The following is a 16,527-nucleotide window of genomic DNA, read 5'->3' on the forward strand; positions in this document are numbered from 1 at the left end:
GCGACCTGAACGGACGTGACATCGTGGTGATATCACGTGTGTCGCAATACACGTTACGTGGCGGCGGCGCAGGAAGTTCCCATGAGAAACCTCCTGCGCCGCCTGGCCCTGCGGTTACTGCGCCGGCACCAGCAACCCCAACAGCGCGTCCAGCGTGAGCGCCAACAGCGCCGCCGCCACCGCCCCCACCAGCACCAGGGCCGTGTTCTGCTCCGACAGCCCATTGATGATCGGCGACCCCAGCCCACCCGCCCCGAGCGCCGCCCCCACCGTCGCCGTACCCACGTTGTACACGACACTCGTCCGCACGCCGGCCAGCCACACCGGCAACGCCAGCGGCACCTCCACGCGGGTCAGCCGCTGCCAGCCGCTCATGCCCATGCCGCGCGCGGCGTCCAGCGCGCCCGTGTCCACGCCCCGCAGCCCCGCCACGCCGTTCGACACCACCGGCACCAGCCCGTACAGCGTCAGCCCCAGCAGCGTCGGCGCCACCCCGAACCCCAGCGTCGGCACCGCCAACGCCAGGATCGCCAGGGTCGGCACCGTCTGCCCCAGGCCCACCAGTGTCTCCGTGAGCCCCAGGAACGCGCCGTTGCGTTCCCGCGTCACGAACACCGTGAGCGGCACCGCCAGCAGCAGCACCACCACCTCCGCCAGCAGCACCAGCCCCAGGTGATCGAGCGTCAGCGCCCACAACGGCTTCGCCAGCGTCGGCGGCGTGCCGCCCGCAAGGGGCGCCAGCAGACGCGGCAGCAGCCCCGGCACCAGGCTCACGGCCAGCAGCGCGCCCCACAGCGCCACCGGCCACGCGCGGGACCTCACGCGCCGCGCTCCACGCCCGTCGACGCGCGCGGGTCACGCATCAGGTCCCGGAACTGCACGACGCCCGCCCCGCCCTCTACCGCCACCGCGTCCGTGCCGTGCCGCAGCATCAGCGCGAGCGCGGCCCGCGCGTCCGCGCCCGCCGGCAGCACCGGCAGGCCCGCCGCGTCCCCAGGCCGCGCGACATTCGCCGCGAGGACGCCGCCCAGCTGCTCCAGCGCCGCGTCCTCCCCCATGAACTGCGCCACGAACGCCGACGCCGGGCGCCGCACGAGGTCGTCCGGCGTGCCGAACTGCTCCAGTCGCCCCGCGTTCATCAACGCGATCATGTCCGCCATCACCAGCGCCTCGTTGATGTCGTGCGTGACCATCACGACCGTCTTGTGCAGCCGCCGCTGAATCTCCACGACCTTCGCCTGCAACGCCGCGCGCGCAATCGGGTCGAGTGCACCGAACGGTTCGTCCATCAGCAGCACCGGCGGGTCCGCCGCGAGCGCCCGCGCCACCCCGACGCGCTGCGCCTGTCCGCCCGACAGTTCCGCCGGGCGCTTGTCGCGGTACACGCCCGGTTCCAGGCCCACGAGGTCCAGCAGTTCGTCCACGCGGGCGCGCACGCGCGCGCGCGGCCAGCCGAGCAGTTCCGGCACCGTCGCGATGTTCCGCGCGACCGACAGGTGCGGGAACAGCCCGATGCGCTGGATCACGTACCCGATGCCGCGCCGCAGCACCTCCGGACGCACCGCGCGCACGTCCTGACCGTCCACCCGCACGGAACCGCCGGTCGGCTCGATCAGGCGGTTGATCATGCGCAGCGTCGTCGTCTTGCCGCACCCGGACGGACCCAGCAGGGCCGTGATCTGCCCGGCCGGGAAGGTCACCGTCAGGTCCGCCACGGCGAGCTGCGCCCCGTACCGCTTTTCCAGGCCTTGCAGTTCGATCATGTCTCGCTCCTCATGCGCCCGGCGAGCAGGCGCTCCACGCCGCGCAGCGCCGCGTCCGCGAGCACTGCCAGCAACGCCGCGGGCACGGCGCCCAGCAGGATCAGGTCCGCCGCGCCGCCCTGCAGGCCCCGGAAGATGTACACGCCCAGGCCGCCCGCGCCGATCAGCGCCGCGACGCTCGCCACGCCCACCAGCAGCACCGTCGCCTGCCGCACGCCGGCCAGCCACACCGGCAGCGCGAGCGGCAGCTGCACCCGCCAGAACACCTGCGCGGGCGTCATGCCCATGCCGCGCGCGGCGTCCAGCGCGCCCACGTCCACGCCCCGCAGCGCCACCACGCCGTTGCGCAGCACCGGCAGCAGCGCGTACAGCGTCAGCGCGACCAGCGCGGGCGCCACGCCGATGCCGCTCACGCCGGCAGCGCGCAGGGCCGGGACGTGCGCGGCGAGCCACGCGAGCGGCGCGATCAGCAGGCCCAGCAGCGCGAGGCTCGGCACGGTCTGCAGCGCGCCTGCCACGCCCAGCACCGCGCCGCCCCGCGCAGACGAGGTGCCCGCCCATACGGCCAGCGGCCCGCCCAGCAGCAGCGCCACGCCGAGCGCCGTCAGCACCAGACGCGCGTGCTGCGCGACCTCCGCCGTCCAGCGTTCGCCCTCGGTGCGGCCCTCCACCAGCACGCTCCACGCGCCGAGGTGCCCGCCGAGCAGCAGGGCCAGGACGGGCAGCGCCCACACCCAGACCAGCCAGCGGGCGCGGCCACGTGCGCCGGCGTGCGCAGCGTACAGCGCCACCGCCGCGCCCAGCAGCCACACCCACACGCCACTGCTCGCGCTCGCGCGCGCCAGCGGCCCGGCGTTCGCCACGGCCGCGCTCGTCAACGCCCCCAGGGCGGCCACCCCGCCAACCAGCGAGGTCGTCCCGGGCAACCACGCCCACGCCGGGCGCACCCCGGACGCCGCCACGAGCGCAGCGAGCGCCACTGCCGCCGCACGCAGGACAGGGGAGAGGCTCTGGAATTCCGGCGCGGCAATACGGTTCGGGCGCAATCCCACCCACGGGAGGAGCGCGCCGGCCAGCAGTACGAGCGCCGCCAGCAGCAGCAGGCGCCCGTCCGCGCGGGCGCCCTTCACGCGGCCCTCGTCGTGCGGGGCGGGGGCGGGCGGTGCGGCCCCCGCCCCCGCGTCACTTCAGCAGCCCTTTGCTCTTGAGGTACGCGCTGGCCACGTCGCGGGCACTGCGGCCCTCCACGGCGATCTGCGCATTCAGACGCTGAATGGTCGTCTGATCGAGCGTGCCGAACGCCTTGTTCAGCAGCCCCTCGATTTTCGGGTTGGCCTTCAGGACGTCCGTGCGGATGATCGGTGCCGGCTGGTACACCGGCTGCGCGTTCTTCGGGTCCTTGAGGGTGATCAGGTTCAGGGCGCTGATGGTCCCGTCGGTGCCGTAGGCCATGGCGGCGTTCACGCCGCTCTGCCCGCTCGCCGCGGCCTGCTGCGTCTGCAGCGGCGTGGCCCCGGCCAGCGTGAGCTTCTGCGCGCTGGTGAGCGTGAAACCGTACGTCCGCTCGAACAGCTTGAACGCGTCCGGGCGGTTGAAGAACTCCGGGCTGCCCGCGACCTTCAGGGTGCCGCCGCGCTTCAGGTACGCCGCGAGGTCCGCGTACGTGCTGAGTTTGTTCGCCTGCGCGAATTTGGCCGGCAGGGCGAGCGCCCAGGTGTTGTTCACGTTCGCCGGTTGCAGCCACGTGATGCCGTTTTTCGCGTCGTACTTCTTGGCGAGGGCGTAGATGCCGCGCGGGTTGCGGCTGCTCGCCAGGTTGATCTTCGCGTCGGGGAACAGGTACACGGCGTTGCCGGTGTACTCGGGGTACACGTCGATCTCGCCGGACAGGATGGCCTTGCGGGCCACGCCGGTATCGCCGAGGCCCGTCTTGTCGGTCACGTCGAGGCCGGCGTCGCGTAGGGTCAGCAGGATCATCTGGCCGAGCAGTTGCGCTTCCGGGTCGAGCTTGCTCGCGACCACGATCGGCTTGGCAAGGGCGGCGCTCGTCGTGACCGCGAGCGTGAGGAAGAGCAGTCGGTTCATGAGACCTCCAGACGCCACCCTACTGACGCCGTGCCCGCGCACGTGTGCGGGACTCCACAGTATGAGCATTCTCTTAAGCAGGGTTCAGAGAGTGCAAAAAGAAGCAGGAGCACCCCGCATGGGGTGCTCCCGTGGACGCTGGCCCTATCCCACCCCTGGAAGGGGTTGGCGTGCAGGCACGCCAGTCTGGCCGCGCCGGGCACAACCGCCATGCGGCGGCGCCCGCTTACAGGTTGGTCTTGAGGGTGCTCGCGACCTTGAAGCGGACCTTCTTGCCCGCGGGGATCGTGATGCGCTCGCTGGTGCCGGGCTTCACGCCGGTGCGGGCCGCGGTCTTGGCGACGCTGAACGTCCCTAGGCCGGGCAGGCCGACGCTCTTGCCGTCGCGCAGCGCCTCAACGACCACGTCCAGCATCGTGGCGACGGCTTCGGCCGCCTGCTTCTTGTTCAGGCTGGTCTGATCCGCCACCAGATCGATGATCTGGGTTTTGGCGATCTTGTCGCTGCCACGCGCGGCGGTCGCTTCGCTCTGCGCAGGGGCCTTGGCGGCCGCTTTCGCAGGCGCCTTGGCGGCGGACTTGGTGCTCTTGGCCATGTTTCGTCCTCCAAAGGTGGGATTTGAGCAGTTTTTTGGCTCAAACGGACTATAACACACGATTTGGCAGATGTGAACGGGTTTTTGCGCACTGAGCCGAACTCCAGGCCACTTCGACCTCAACAATTCGACCCGGAAAAAGCCGCAAAAAACTCAAAAATCAGCACCAGGACAGCAAAAAACTCTGAGCAGAACATGAGTCAACGCTCTTTTTCCCGTGTCAGCCGCAACTGCCGTGTCCGACCCGAAAGGGCGTCCACCGTCCACAGCACCCCTGCCAACCCCGGCGGTAGCCCCGCCACCAGCTTCAACGCCTCCAGCGCCATCATGCCGCCCACCACCCCCAACAGTGGCCCCACCACCCCGATCAACTCACACGACTCCGCCCCCGCGGCCGAAGGGAACACGTCCCGCAGCCCCACCTGCGGCCCGAACACGCTCGCCATGCCCTCCGTCCCGCCCGCCGCGCCCCACACCCACGCGCGCCCGGCGGCCACGCACGCATCCGCCAGCAGGTACCGCGCCTCGAAATTGTCCGTAGCGTCCACCACCACGTCCGCCTCCGCCAGCAGCGCCGTCACGTTCTGGGCTGTCACCGCGGGTCGCGCCTGCGCCCGCACGAACGGATTGACCGCCTGCGCGCGCGCCGCCGCCACCTCCGCCTTCGCACGTCCCACGTCCGCCGTCATGTACAGCGTCTGCCGGTGCAGGTTCGACACGCTCACCGTATCCCCATCCGCGATCAGGAGGGTGCCCACCCCCGCCCCTGCCAGGTACTGCACCACCGGGCACCCCAGACCGCCCGCACCGACCACCAGCACCCGCGCGGCGCGCAGGCGCCCCTGCGCGTCCGCGAACTCCGGCACCAGCAACTGCCGACTGTACCTCGACACCTCCGCGCGGCTCAGCGCCCCGCCCTCCACACCGCCACTCATGCGCGCCACTGTACGCCAGGCGACTGCTTGCAACCTCCACTTCCGTTGCAAGCAGCTCCTGCACACAATTGAACGCGTCGGCCCAACGCCACAACCCCGCACCACCTGCACGCCACGCGCCCCCGCACGTGACGCGGCCCCCATTGCCCCAGGAGGACCCCACATGAACCACATCCGACCCACCCTGCTCGCCACCCTGCTGCTCGGCCTGACCGCGTGCAGCGGCACCGCCCCGACCCCCGGCACGGGCGGGACCGCGCCCACCCCCACGCCCGGCAACGGCAGCACCATCACCCACGCGACGCTGCTCGGCTGCCCCGACTCCGGCGGCACCCAGGACACCGCCGCGCTCGGCTGCATGAATGGCAAAGTGGTCGGCACAACCTTGAGCGGGGAGGCCTGCACCCTCACCATCGGCAACGGCGCCAGCATCGCTTACACCAGCCCGGCCAGCACCTTCACGTTCACGCCCGGCAGCAACACCACCTTCACCTACGGCGCCAGCAAGACCGGCCAGCTCCTGATGTGGTCGATAAACGACACCACCGCCCAGAACATGGTGTACGCCGACTTCAGGTACAACTACGGCACCCACAAACTCGAAATCAACACCAAGAACGCGAACGTCTCCAGTAGCTGCAACACCACCCTCTGACCCCCACGCCCACGTCCCCGCCGCGCCCCCATGCGGCGGGGACGCGCCCTGCCAGGAGCGAACGCCGCCCGGCACGCCTCCCCGCTAGAATGCCCGCATGACGCTCCTCGTCGCCGCCGTCGCGTACCTGATCGGGTCGCTGAGCGCAGGCATCCTGTACTCCCGCGCGCGCGGTCACGACGTGCGCGACCGCGACCTCCCCGGCGGGAGCGGCATCTACCGCCAGTACGGCCCGGGCGCCGCCGTGCTCGTCAGCGCTCTCGACATCCTCAAGGGCGCCGTGGCCGTCCTGATCGCCCGCGCCCTCACCCCCGACGCCACCTGGGTCGCCACGCTGTTCGTCGTGCTCGGCCACTGCTACCCCGCGTACTTCCGCCTGAACGGCGGCGGCGGCATCGCCCCGCTGCTCGGCGCGCTCCTGATCGCCGCGCCCGCCACGCTCGGCCTCACGCTTCTGGTGGCGCTGCTCGTCATGGTGCCGTACAAGTGGCTGCTGCAACGCACCGTCCGCCTGAACGTCGTGCCCGTCGCCGCGGCCGTGGCTGTCCCCACCGGCCTGCTGTTCGCCGCGCGTTACGGCGGCACCGCCGACCTGCTCGCCGGCGGCGGCGCCATGCTGCTGCGCGCCGCCCACCTCCTCCTGAACCCCCGCAAGGCCTGAACCGTGCGCCACACCGCCCTGCCGCTCGCCCTCGCCGCCCTGCTGCTCATCCCGCACGCCCACGCCGAAGCGCGCGTGCAGGACCGCACCCTCACCGCTCGCGACGGCGACACCACCCTCTGGACCCGCACGTTCCCCGCCACGCTCGGCCCCATCAGCGACCCCGTCACCGACGCGGACCTCACGTGGGTGGGCATCGGCCCGGAACTCTACGCGTTCGGGCCCACCGGCGACGTCCGCACCCGCCTCGACCTGCCGGCCCCCGTCATCGCGCTCGACACCAGCAGCGGCACCCTCTCCGTCACGGTGCAGCGCGGCACCACCACCGAAACGTACACCGTCGCGGACGGCGCGGTTCGCGAACGCGTCGTCCTGCCGCCCGACCCGGACGTCACCGGCTGGCTCGCCCGCGCCGCACAGGACACCCCCCAGCCTGACCCACGCGCCCCCACCCGCCTGGCCGACCTGCAACGCCGCGCCGACGCCGACCCCACCAACCCCTTTCTGCACGTCGACGTCGCGCGCGCCGCCGACGCCGCTGGGCAGGACAGCGTCACCGCCGCCGCCGCCACCCGCGCCATCAGCGCCACCGTGCCCTTCTACGCCAGCGTGCAGCTCGCCCAGCGGCTCGACGCGCTCGGCCTGCCTTTCGCCGCCGACACCGCCCTGCGCCACGCCCGCGAGGACTACGCCGCGCGCGGCTTCGACCCGGCCGTGCCCGTCAACGCCGACGCCCTGCGCGCCTACGGCAACCCCCTCGGGTACCTCCGCACCCTGCTTGCCCAGAACCGCCTGCAACGCGCCGACGCGTGGCTCCGCTACCTGCGCGACACCACCCCCCGCTTCGAGGGGTACGTCGGCGTCTACACGCACTACGCCAACCTCCTCGATGCGCAGGACCGAGCGGGCGAAGCGAACGAGTGGCGCACCTTCACGCGCGAACTCGCGCGCGGCAGCCTCTACAACCTCGGCCCCGACGCCCCCCTCGCCGTACGCGATGCCGCCCGCACCCTCGCCGGCGCGCTGCTGATCGCCATAATCGCCGCGTACCTCACGCTCGGCGCGCGCGGCTGGCCCACCCAGACGCGCGACACCCGCACGCTCGGCGGGCGCTGGCGCAGCTGGGCGCTGCACCCCCTGTCCCGCGCGCGGCGCACCCTGATCAGCTACACCGGCTTCGGCGAGAAGCTCGTCATGAACGCCCTGCTGATCGGCCTGGTGTTCGCGCTCGGCACCTGGACGTGGGCGAGCCGCACGTACGTCCGCGCCGACGCCGCCCCGCTGAACTTCGGTACGTACGGCGGCGCGTACTTCTACGACGGCCTCGACCGCCTGAACCTCGACCCGAGCAGCCGCGAGGTGCACCTCCTGCGCGGCCTCGCCGCGCAGCTCGACGGGGAGGTCAGCACCGCCCGCGAGCAGTACAGCGCCGCGCTTCCCAACGCCTGCGCGCAGAACAACCTCGGGGTGCTCTCGCAGGGCGTCGGCGACGCGCCCGGCGCGCGCAGCGCCTACCGCGACGCTCTCACCAGCAACCCCGACCTGAGCGCCCCCGCGTACAACCTCGGCCTTAACCCCGCCGGGTACGAGGCCGCCTTCCAGCGCACGTACCGCCCCGACACGCCCCGCCTGTGCTACCCCAGCCTGCGCGACACGTACGCCGCCGTGGACGGCGCGCTCGGCGGGGAACTCACGCAGGTGTTCTCGAACCCGTGGACGTACCTCACGCGGCTCCCCACCGGCCTGCCACGCGTCCTCCAGTGGGCGTGGGCGGCGCTGCTGCTGCTCGTCACGTTCGTGTCCCTGCTGTGGCTGCTGCTGCCGCGCCTGCCGCTCGCACCCGGCGCGGACCGCCCCGCGCTGTTCCGCGTGCTCGCCGTGCTGCTGCCCGGCACGGCCTTCCTCGACGGCGCGTGGGGCATGGTGCTGCTCCTCACCTGGGCGACCACCGTCGTGGGGCTCCTCGTGCAGGGCGGCTGGGTGCACCTCCCGTACCTGCTGGACCTCACGACGCCCGCCGCGCGCGCCGCCCTGACCGCCACGCTGCTGCTCACGTACAGCCTGAACACCCTGCTGGTGGTCGGCGACGAACTGCGCCTCGCGCGGCGCCGACGCCGCGCCGTCCGCACACCCTGACCCGCGCGCCGGGCCGTCGTCCCTTCAGGGACCATGAACGTCCGGTGATCACTCCGGGCAGAAGCGCATCAGCTTCACGCCCCTATACTGGCGCGATGCGTTTTCTGCCCGCCCTCGCTCTGAGCACCCTGATGTTCGCCGCCAGCCACGCCGCTGCCGTCGGCAGCGCGCAACTCGTGGCGGTCGTCGACCAGAACGCTGCGTACGTCAACGGCGACGCCGTCCGCCTGAGCGCCCCGCCGCGCATCATCGGCGGGCGCACCATGCTGCCCCTGCGCGAAGTTGCGCAGCTCCTCGACCAGGACATCATCGGCGCGCCCCCGCAACTGCAGCTCGGGCGCCTGATCATCGACACCCGCAAACCCGCCGTCGCCCTGAACGGCGCGCCGCAACCCGCCAGCGTCGCCAACGTCGGCAACGTCCTGTACATCAGCGCGAAACTCCTCGCGGACGGCGTGCAGGGCAACGTCAGCTTCAGCGACGACGGGCGCACCCTCACGCTCACCGCGCTGCGCGGCGGCGGCAACCCGCTCGCGCCGCAGGCGCGCTTCAGCACCGACAAGACCGTGTACGCGCCCGGCGAACGCGTCGTGTACACCGAGTACGCCTTCGACCCGGACGGCGCCGACATCGTGAGCCGCAAGTGGCTCGGCCGGCAGGACGCGTTCTTCGCGCCCGGCACGTACACCGTCACCCTGCAGGTCACGAACGCCCGCGGCCTCAGCAGCGACGCCTTCAGCCGCACCATCCGCGTGGAAGGCCCACCGATGGACACGCCGCTCACGTACGCCCTGAAGTACGCGCAGCCCGGTGACACCTTCAGCGACCCGAACGTCCTGCGCTACCCGGCGCTCGCGCCGCAGAGCGTCACGGCCGGCCCGACCGCGCCGCTGCTGTTCAGCGACAGCCCCGAAGCGCCCACGCAGAGCGGCGTGCTGTACCAGGACAGCATTACGGGCCGCGCCCGCACTCTCGCCTACCACATCAACGGCCTGCGCCGTCCCGCGCGGCTGTACGTCCTGGCGCGCAACACCGAGAGCCGCCCCGTGGAACTCCGCAGCGAACGCCTCGGGGAGACCGCCCCTACCCGCATCGAAGGCCTGCTCGGTCAGGTGACGCTGCTGGAGTACTTCGCGAACAGCGGCACCACCCAGATCGTCCTGCAGCCCGGCGAAACCGCCGCCGCGTACGCCAGCCCCACCCTGAACCCCGGCAGCGGCGTGAACGTCATGCAGGACCTCAACGTGAGCGGCCGCGTGGAACTCACGTTCGTGATGCTCGAAGACGGCCTCGCGCCCACGCAGCAGGTCGTCCAGCAGCTGCCGTACCTCGCGCCGGACGGCCGCCACCAGCGCGGCACCTTCCCGGACGCCGTGCGGACCCTGCGCGTGAACCTCACGCAGTTCCCCGCGCGCCTCGTCATCGGCGACGGCAACATTGACCCGGCCACGCTCGGCACGGACGTCCTCACCGGCACGCCGCAACGCCTCGTCGGGAACTACGGCGTCCTGTACGACCTGGAGGTCACGGGCGCCGCCGGGACGGCCGTGGCGCTCAGCCCGCGCGGCGGCCTGTACCGCGGCGCCATGCAGATCACCGACGGCCCGCTGCAGCAGGTCATCAAGCTGCCCCGCGCGGGCATCATCAGCAACCCCGACCAGCCCGCGCTGCTGTGGCGCACGCAAAGTGACCGCATGGACATCGACTTCGTGCCGGCCAGCGGCAGCAACCTGCCCATCAGCCTGGTGTTCTACCGCTCCGGCGCGGCGGGCACCTTCGGCAGCACCCTCAAGAAGACCTACAACCCCTGAACTCCCGCCACAGGAAGGCCCGCGCGCTGGCGCGGGCCTTCCTGTTCAGAGCGTGTGCGCGGCGCGCACCCACCACGCCGGATGCGCCGCCCGTACCTGCGCGGCGGCCGCGTGGGCGGCCTCGGCGGTGCGCGCCAGCGCGAAGCACGTGCTGCCGGACCCGCTCATCAGCGGGCTGTGCAGGCCAGCCGTGCCCGCCAGGGTCGCCAGCGCCGCCGCGATGGGCGCGTGCCGAGCGACCACCGGACCCTGCAGGGCGTTCACGTACGGCACGGCGCGGCCCGTCGTGAGGGCGCCCGCCAGACCCTCCAGGTCCAGTGGGCCCGTGAAGGCCTCCTCGGCGTCCAGCCAGCGGTACGCGTCGCGGGCACTCACCTCCACGCCCGGGTTCACGAGGACCATGTGCGTGCACGGCATCGGCACGGGCAGCAGCCGCTCCCCGACGCCCTCCGCGAGCGCCGCGCGGCCGAGCAGGAAGAACGGCACGTCCGCGCCCAGGCGCAGCGCGAGCGCCGGGAGGTCCACGCGCGCCGGGTACAGCCGCGCGAGGGCCAGCAGCGTCGTGGCGGCGTCGCTGCTGCCGCCGCCCAGGCCGGACGCGAGCGGCAACGCCTTGTGCAGGGTGATACGCGCCCCGCCGGGCCGGCCGGCCGCGTCCAGGTACGCGCGCGCCGCGCGGTACACGAGGTTCCGTTCGTCCGTGGGCAGGTCCGCGCCGACCACGCTGAGCGTCAGGTCCGCGGCGGGTTCGATGTCCAGTTCGTCACCGACGGACAACGGCACCATCACCGAATGGAGTTCGTGGTACCCGTCGGCGCGCAGACCCAGCACGCTCAGGCCGAAGTTCACTTTCGCCGGCGCGAAGTAGCGCGCTGGAGCAGGGGAGGGAACGTCACTCATGCGCCCTCAGTGTCCCACGTGCGCGCCAGTGCCGCCGCGAGCTGCAGGTCACCGGGCGTCGTCACCTTGAACGCGCGCGCGTCGCCGGGCACCAGCGTCACGCGCGCGCCCAGCCGCGCGACCAGCCCCGCGTCGTCCGTGCCCTCGAACCCGTCCTGCTCGGCCTGCGCGTGCGCCGCCAGCAGCACCGCGCGCGCGAACCCTTGCGGCGTCTGCACCGCCCACATGTCCGCGCGCGGCACGGCCTCGCCCCAGCGCGCGCTGCCGGGCGCGTCCGCGCGTACGAGCGTGTCCGCGCACGGCAGGGCCGCCGTGGCCGCGCCGTCCGCCTGCGCGGCGGCGCGCACGTCCTGTACCACACGCGCCGGCACGAAGGGACGCGCGGCGTCGTGCACAAGGACCACGTCCGCGTCCGTTGCGCGCAGCAGCTGCTGCACGCTCGCCTGCCGCGTCGCGCCGCCCACCACCGTCCGCGCGGGCACGCCGCGCGGCAGCGCCAGCCCGCCGGGCAGGGCGACCAGCACCTCGTCCGCGTGCGGCGCGAGTGCCGCGACGCTCCACGCCAGCAGCGAGCGGCCCGCGACCTCCACGTACGCCTTCGGCCCCAGGCCCAGGCGCGTCCCGCTCCCTGCCGCCGGAATCAGCGCCGCGACCTTCACGCGTCGCCCCAGCGGCGGAAGCCCGGCGCGTCCAGCCCGAACTGGTCGAGCACGCGCGCCGTCACGAACCCCAGCAGCGCCGACACGCTGTCCGGTGCGTGGTAGAACCCCGGGCTGGCGCTCATGACGGTCGCGCCCGCGTCGTGCGCGCGCAGCATGTTCTCGATCATCGGCCGCGAGAACGGGTCCTCGCGCACCACCAGCACCAGCCGGCGCCGCTCCTTGAGGGTCACGTGCGCCGCGCGCGCCAGCAGGTTGTCTGCGAAGCCCTGCGCGACCTTCGCGAGGGTCCCCGCGCTGCACGGCACGATCAGCATGCCGTCCGTGCGGAAGCTGCCGCTCGCTACGCTCGCCGCGAGGTCCCGGTCATCATGCACGGCGCTCGCCAGCGCCGTCAGGTCCGCGAGCTGCGGACCGCCCTCTGCGCTCATCACCCGTTTCGCGCCGCTCGACACGATCAGGTGCACCTCCACGCCCAGCGTCCGCAGCGCCTGCAGCACGCCCAGCGCGTACGGGATGCCGCTCCCGCCGGAAACCCCCACGACCAGCTTCATGCCGATCACGCTAGCGCAAGCGCGGCCCACAAAAGGCCCACGCGGGCCACGTCAATGTTCCCGCCCGCACCAGGGCGGTGCGGGCGGGAGCCAGTCCGGGGGGAACACCCTCAGCGTACGGGGCACGCTCTTGCAGGAATCTGACAGGGGTGCGTTACAGCCAGCCGCGCTCCCGCGCGAGCCGCGCGGCGGCCACGCGGTTGTCCACGCCGAGCTTCCCGATGGCCTCGCTGAGGTAGTTGCGTACCGTGCCCTCCCGCAGCCCCAGCGTCCGCGCGATGCCGGCGGTGCTCGCGCCGCCCTCCGCCTGCGCGAGCACCTGCCGTTCGCGGTCCGTGAGTGGGTTCTGCTCGCTCCATGCGTCCGCGGCGAGGTGCGGGTCAATGGCGCGCCCGCCCGCGTGCACGCGCCGCAATGCGTCCGCGAGGTCGTCGGCGGGGGCGTCCTTGAGCAGGTACCCGCGCGCGCCGACCTCCAGCGCGCGCCGCAGGTACCCGGCCCGCGCGAACGTCGTGACGATCACGACCGCCGTGCCCGGATGCACGTCACGGACGCGCGCCGCGAGGTCCAGGCCGCTCAGGCGCGGCATCTCAATGTCCGTGACGAGCACGTCCGGGCGCAGCTCCACGCACAACTGAAGGGCCGCTTCCCCGTCGGGCGCCTGCCCGACGACCCGCAGGTCCGGCTCCAGGTCCAGCAGGGCCGCGAGCGCTCCGCGCACCAGCGCCTGGTCCTCCGCCAGGACAACGCGGATCATGCGCTCCCCAGGGTGGGCGTGAGGGGCACGCCGCGCGGCGCGGTCGCCAGCGGGAACACCGCCGTGAGGCGCGTGCCGGCGCCGCGCTCGCCGGGCGCGCAGCTCAGGGTGCCGCCGTGGGCGCGCACGCGTTCGCGCATGCCGGTCAGGCCCGTGCCTTCCGCGCCGCGCATACCGCGCCCGTCGTCGGTGATGCGCAGCGTGAACGCGTCGGCGTCGCCGGTGACGCTCACCTGCACGCGCGACGCGCCCGCGTGCCGCACGACGTTCGTGATGGCTTCGCGCAGCACGAGCTCCATGGCGTACTCGGTGGCGGGCGGCAGGTCCGGCGCGTCCGTATCGAGGTCCAACGTGACCCCGGCGGTGTCCAGCGCGATTTTCGCGCGGGCCAGTTCCGCGGTGAGGCCGCTGCCTCGGTACCCGCGCACGGCGGCGCGGACCTCCTGCAGCGCGTCGCGGCTGATGCGGGCGACGTCCGTGATCTCTTGCGCGGCCCGCGCCGGGTCGCGCCCCGCGAGCTTCCCGGCCAGTTCGCTTTTCAGCGCGATGACGCTCAGGGTGTGCCCGAGCAGGTCATGCAGGTCGCGGCTGATGCGTTCGCGCTCGGCCTGCTGTGCGAGGCGTTCCTTTTCGGCCTGCACGATCTGCAGGCGGCGCTGCGCGGCGTCGCGGCGGTATGCGGCGTGCGAGGCGTACGGCGAGAACACCGCGATGAAAATGTTTGGCAGGAACCACAGCAGGTCGTCGGGCGTGTGGGGGGTGCGCGCGAACGCGAACAGCATGGTGCCCACGCCAAACGCCGTGAGCGCCACGAGGACGCGGGTGTCGCGCTGATACCCGATCATGCTCAGGCCGTAGATCACGAACCCGAGCCCGCTCAGGTGAAACACCGGGTAGAACGCGATCAGCATCACCCACGTCCACGCCCAGCCGAGCCACGCCCAGCGCGGGTGCCACGCGCTCAGGCGCGGGAACACGTGGTGCGCCAGGACGTACAGCACCAGAAACACCGCCATGGCCGCCCACACGGCCACGTGCACGGCGAGCGGGTGAGGGGCGCTGATGTACGTGGCGTACGGGAAGATCAGGAAGGTCAGCCAGAGCAGCGCAATAGGTCGGACCATGGGGGCACCTCGCCCCCATGGTACGGCCCAGCGCACGGCTCGTCTGGTCACGCGCCGCGCCGCGCCTCGTCACGGCGGTACGCGAGCATCGCCAGCGCCAGGAACACCAGGCCGTACCCGCCGAGCCACGCCCAGTGCGTCCACTCCGCGCCGGTCACGTGCGCGCCGATGCTGCTCCAGCCGAGCTGGCCGTAGTGGTACGCGGGCAGGTACGGCGCGAGGGTGCGGATGAACTGCGGCGCGACGTCCAGCGGGTAGAAGATGCCGGACGCGAACATCAGCGGCAGGTTGATAAGGTTCGCGACGGGCGCGGCGCTGCCCCCACCGAACGAGAGGCCGATGGCGAGGCCCAGCAGCGCGAACGGCACCATGCCGATCAGGAGTTTCGCGTACGCCGCGATGAGCTGCGCGGCGGGAATGCTCACGCCGCCCGTGATGCGCGCGAACACGCTCAGCAGCGTGATGCTCAGCAGGCCCAGGACGATGCTCGCGCTGATCTTCGCGGCGAAGTACGCGGCGGGTGACATGGGCGTCAGGCGCAGCTGCCGCAGCCAGCCGCTGCTGCGTTCCGCGGCGACGCTCACGCCGAACGAGAACATCGCGGTGCTGATCAGGGCGTACGCCGCGTACGAGATCACCATGTACGGCCCGGCGCCCACGCCGCTCAGGCGCCCCTGCAGGTTCGGCAGGCCGAACAGCCCGAAGAACATCAGCGGCAGAATCAGGGTGGGCACCAGGTACGTGCGGTTGCGCAGCACGCGCCGCACCTCCGCGCGGGTCAGGGCAAGGTACGCACGCGCGAACGGGGTGGTGGGGGCCGTGGTCGTCTGAGGGACAGTCTGGGTGGTCATGGTCGTCTCCGGGGCAGGGTCAGTTCGAGGTGCGGGTAAGGGTCAGGAAGGCGTCTTCGAGGCTGGCGCGCGCGACTTCCAAGTCGCGGATGGTCACGCCGCGCGCGAACAGGTGCGCGAGCAGCGCCTCGGGCTCGCGGGACGTGAGGTGCGCGCGGCCCTGTTCGTCCAGGCGGGCGCTCTCCACGTGCGGGAGGCTGCGCAGGCCCGTGAGGTCGAGGTCCGTGGTGAACACCACGCGCGTCACGCCGACGCTGGCGCGCACCGCGGCGGGCGTGCCGTCCGCGACGACGCGGCCCGCGTTCATGACGACGATGCGGTCCGCGGCGCGGTCGGCCTCCTCGAGGTAGTGCGTGGTGAGCAGCACCGTGCGGCCACGGGCGCGCAGCGCGTGCACGCCGTTCCAGAACGCCTCGCGGCTCTGCACGTCCATCGCGACGGTCGGCTCGTCGAGGAACAGCACGTCCGGGTCACCGACAATCGCGAGCGCGAAACTCAGGCGGCGTGTCTGCCCGCCGGACAAGCGCCCGGCGCGCATGTTCGCCTGGGCGCGCAGGTCCGCGAGGTCCAGCGCGGCGTCCACGCCGAGCGGGCGAGGATACAGTGCCGCCGCGAGCGTCAGGAGTTCCCGGACGCTCAGACCGTCGGGCAGCGCCACATCCTGCAGCATCGCCCCGATGCGGGCGCGCACGTGCGCCGCACGCGGGTCCGCCCCGAAAATCTGCACGTGACCCGCGTCGGGCTGCACCTGCCCGAGCATCAAGCTGATCGCGGTGGTCTTGCCGGCGCCGTTCGGGCCGAGCAGCGCCACCAGTTCCCCGGTGCGCACGCTCAGCGTCAGGTCATCCAGGGCGGTGAGGGTGCCGTAGCGTTTGCGGACGCTCTGCAGCGAGATGGCCTCGTGCCCGGAACGGGCCGGATGATGGGCGGGCAGCGTCGTGGTCGTCATGCCCACAGGGTGCGCCGATGCGCGCGGGCGCGGCAGGCTTTAGCGTCACGTCATGCACATGACAGCTGTCATGCGGCGTGCAGGGCTGTTCG

General features: G+C 72.5%; 17 protein-coding genes. 4 read left to right on the forward strand and 13 right to left on the reverse strand.

The annotated features are described in order from the left end of the window. Positions 1-114: 114 nt before the first annotated feature. From DEIMA_RS05275 to DEIMA_RS05300, 6 genes are all read right to left on the reverse strand, one after another. Positions 115-822, reverse strand: coding sequence for an ABC transporter permease (locus DEIMA_RS05275; RefSeq protein ID WP_013556196.1), 708 nt, complete (start codon positions 820-822; stop codon positions 115-117). Next, positions 819-1,763 (reverse strand): ABC transporter ATP-binding protein, encoded by a 945-nt coding sequence (locus DEIMA_RS05280; RefSeq protein ID WP_013556197.1) that lies wholly within the window; start codon positions 1,761-1,763, stop codon positions 819-821. Before DEIMA_RS05280 ends, DEIMA_RS05275 begins: the two co-directional genes overlap by 4 nt. Continuing rightward, positions 1,760-2,893 (reverse strand): ABC transporter permease, encoded by a 1,134-nt coding sequence (locus DEIMA_RS05285; RefSeq protein ID WP_013556198.1) that lies wholly within the window; start codon positions 2,891-2,893, stop codon positions 1,760-1,762. Before DEIMA_RS05285 ends, DEIMA_RS05280 begins: the two co-directional genes overlap by 4 nt. A 52-nt stretch (positions 2,894-2,945) precedes the next feature. Continuing rightward, positions 2,946-3,848, reverse strand: a complete 903-nt coding sequence (locus DEIMA_RS05290; protein WP_013556199.1) for an ABC transporter substrate-binding protein — start codon at positions 3,846-3,848, stop codon at positions 2,946-2,948. A gap of 226 nt (positions 3,849-4,074) precedes the next feature. Next, positions 4,075-4,443: an HU family DNA-binding protein gene (locus DEIMA_RS05295; RefSeq protein WP_013556200.1), complete on the reverse strand. Its 369-nt coding sequence runs from the start codon at positions 4,441-4,443 to the stop codon at positions 4,075-4,077. A gap of 200 nt (positions 4,444-4,643) precedes the next feature. Beyond that, on the reverse strand, positions 4,644-5,378 hold the full coding sequence (locus tag DEIMA_RS05300; protein ID WP_013556201.1) for a HesA/MoeB/ThiF family protein: 735 nt from the start codon (positions 5,376-5,378) through the stop codon (positions 4,644-4,646). Between the two features lie 163 nt (positions 5,379-5,541). Here DEIMA_RS05300 and DEIMA_RS05305 point away from each other — a divergent pair, with 163 nt between their 5' ends. From DEIMA_RS05305 to DEIMA_RS05320, 4 genes are all read left to right on the forward strand, one after another. Continuing rightward, positions 5,542-6,033, forward strand: a complete 492-nt coding sequence (locus DEIMA_RS05305; RefSeq protein ID WP_013556202.1) for a hypothetical protein — start codon at positions 5,542-5,544, stop codon at positions 6,031-6,033. Between the two features lie 97 nt (positions 6,034-6,130). After that, positions 6,131-6,694 carry a glycerol-3-phosphate acyltransferase gene (locus DEIMA_RS05310; RefSeq protein WP_013556203.1) on the forward strand — a complete coding sequence of 188 codons (564 nt, stop codon included), beginning with the start codon at positions 6,131-6,133 and terminating at the stop codon, positions 6,692-6,694. 3 nt (positions 6,695-6,697) lie between these two features. Next, a complete protein-coding gene (locus DEIMA_RS05315) occupies positions 6,698-8,830 on the forward strand; it encodes a hypothetical protein (RefSeq protein WP_013556204.1) in 2,133 nt (710 codons plus the stop codon). Between the two features lie 95 nt (positions 8,831-8,925). After that, positions 8,926-10,641 carry a stalk domain-containing protein gene (locus DEIMA_RS05320; protein ID WP_013556205.1) on the forward strand — a complete coding sequence of 572 codons (1,716 nt, stop codon included), beginning with the start codon at positions 8,926-8,928 and terminating at the stop codon, positions 10,639-10,641. A gap of 45 nt (positions 10,642-10,686) precedes the next feature. Here DEIMA_RS05320 and DEIMA_RS05325 read toward each other — a convergent pair whose 3' ends face one another. From DEIMA_RS05325 to DEIMA_RS05355, 7 genes are all read right to left on the reverse strand, one after another. Continuing rightward, entirely contained in the window at positions 10,687-11,541 is an 855-nt protein-coding gene (locus DEIMA_RS05325) for a 4-(cytidine 5'-diphospho)-2-C-methyl-D-erythritol kinase (RefSeq protein ID WP_013556206.1), read from the reverse strand. Further along, positions 11,538-12,200, reverse strand: coding sequence for a 2-C-methyl-D-erythritol 4-phosphate cytidylyltransferase (gene ispD / locus DEIMA_RS05330; protein WP_013556207.1), 663 nt, complete (start codon positions 12,198-12,200; stop codon positions 11,538-11,540). The genes DEIMA_RS05325 and ispD overlap by 4 nt, the downstream gene beginning before the upstream one ends. After that, positions 12,197-12,754, reverse strand: coding sequence for a UbiX family flavin prenyltransferase (locus DEIMA_RS05335; protein ID WP_013556208.1), 558 nt, complete (start codon positions 12,752-12,754; stop codon positions 12,197-12,199). Before DEIMA_RS05335 ends, ispD begins: the two co-directional genes overlap by 4 nt. Positions 12,755-12,908: 154 nt before the next feature. Next, positions 12,909-13,511 carry a response regulator transcription factor gene (locus tag DEIMA_RS05340; RefSeq protein ID WP_013556209.1) on the reverse strand — a complete coding sequence of 201 codons (603 nt, stop codon included), beginning with the start codon at positions 13,509-13,511 and terminating at the stop codon, positions 12,909-12,911. Continuing rightward, complete coding sequence (locus DEIMA_RS05345; RefSeq protein WP_013556210.1) at positions 13,508-14,635, reverse strand: sensor histidine kinase; 1,128 nt, start codon at positions 14,633-14,635, stop codon at positions 13,508-13,510. The genes DEIMA_RS05340 and DEIMA_RS05345 overlap by 4 nt, the downstream gene beginning before the upstream one ends. 47 nt (positions 14,636-14,682) lie before the next feature. Then, entirely contained in the window at positions 14,683-15,486 is an 804-nt protein-coding gene (locus DEIMA_RS05350) for an ABC transporter permease (RefSeq protein WP_013556211.1), read from the reverse strand. 19 nt (positions 15,487-15,505) lie between these two features. Next, on the reverse strand, positions 15,506-16,435 hold the full coding sequence (locus DEIMA_RS05355) for an ABC transporter ATP-binding protein (protein ID WP_013556212.1): 930 nt from the start codon (positions 16,433-16,435) through the stop codon (positions 15,506-15,508). Positions 16,436-16,527: the final 92 nt, after the last annotated feature.

This window comes from Deinococcus maricopensis DSM 21211, from assembly GCF_000186385.1.
GTDB classification, from domain to species: Bacteria; Deinococcota; Deinococci; order Deinococcales; family Deinococcaceae; genus Deinococcus_B; species Deinococcus_B maricopensis.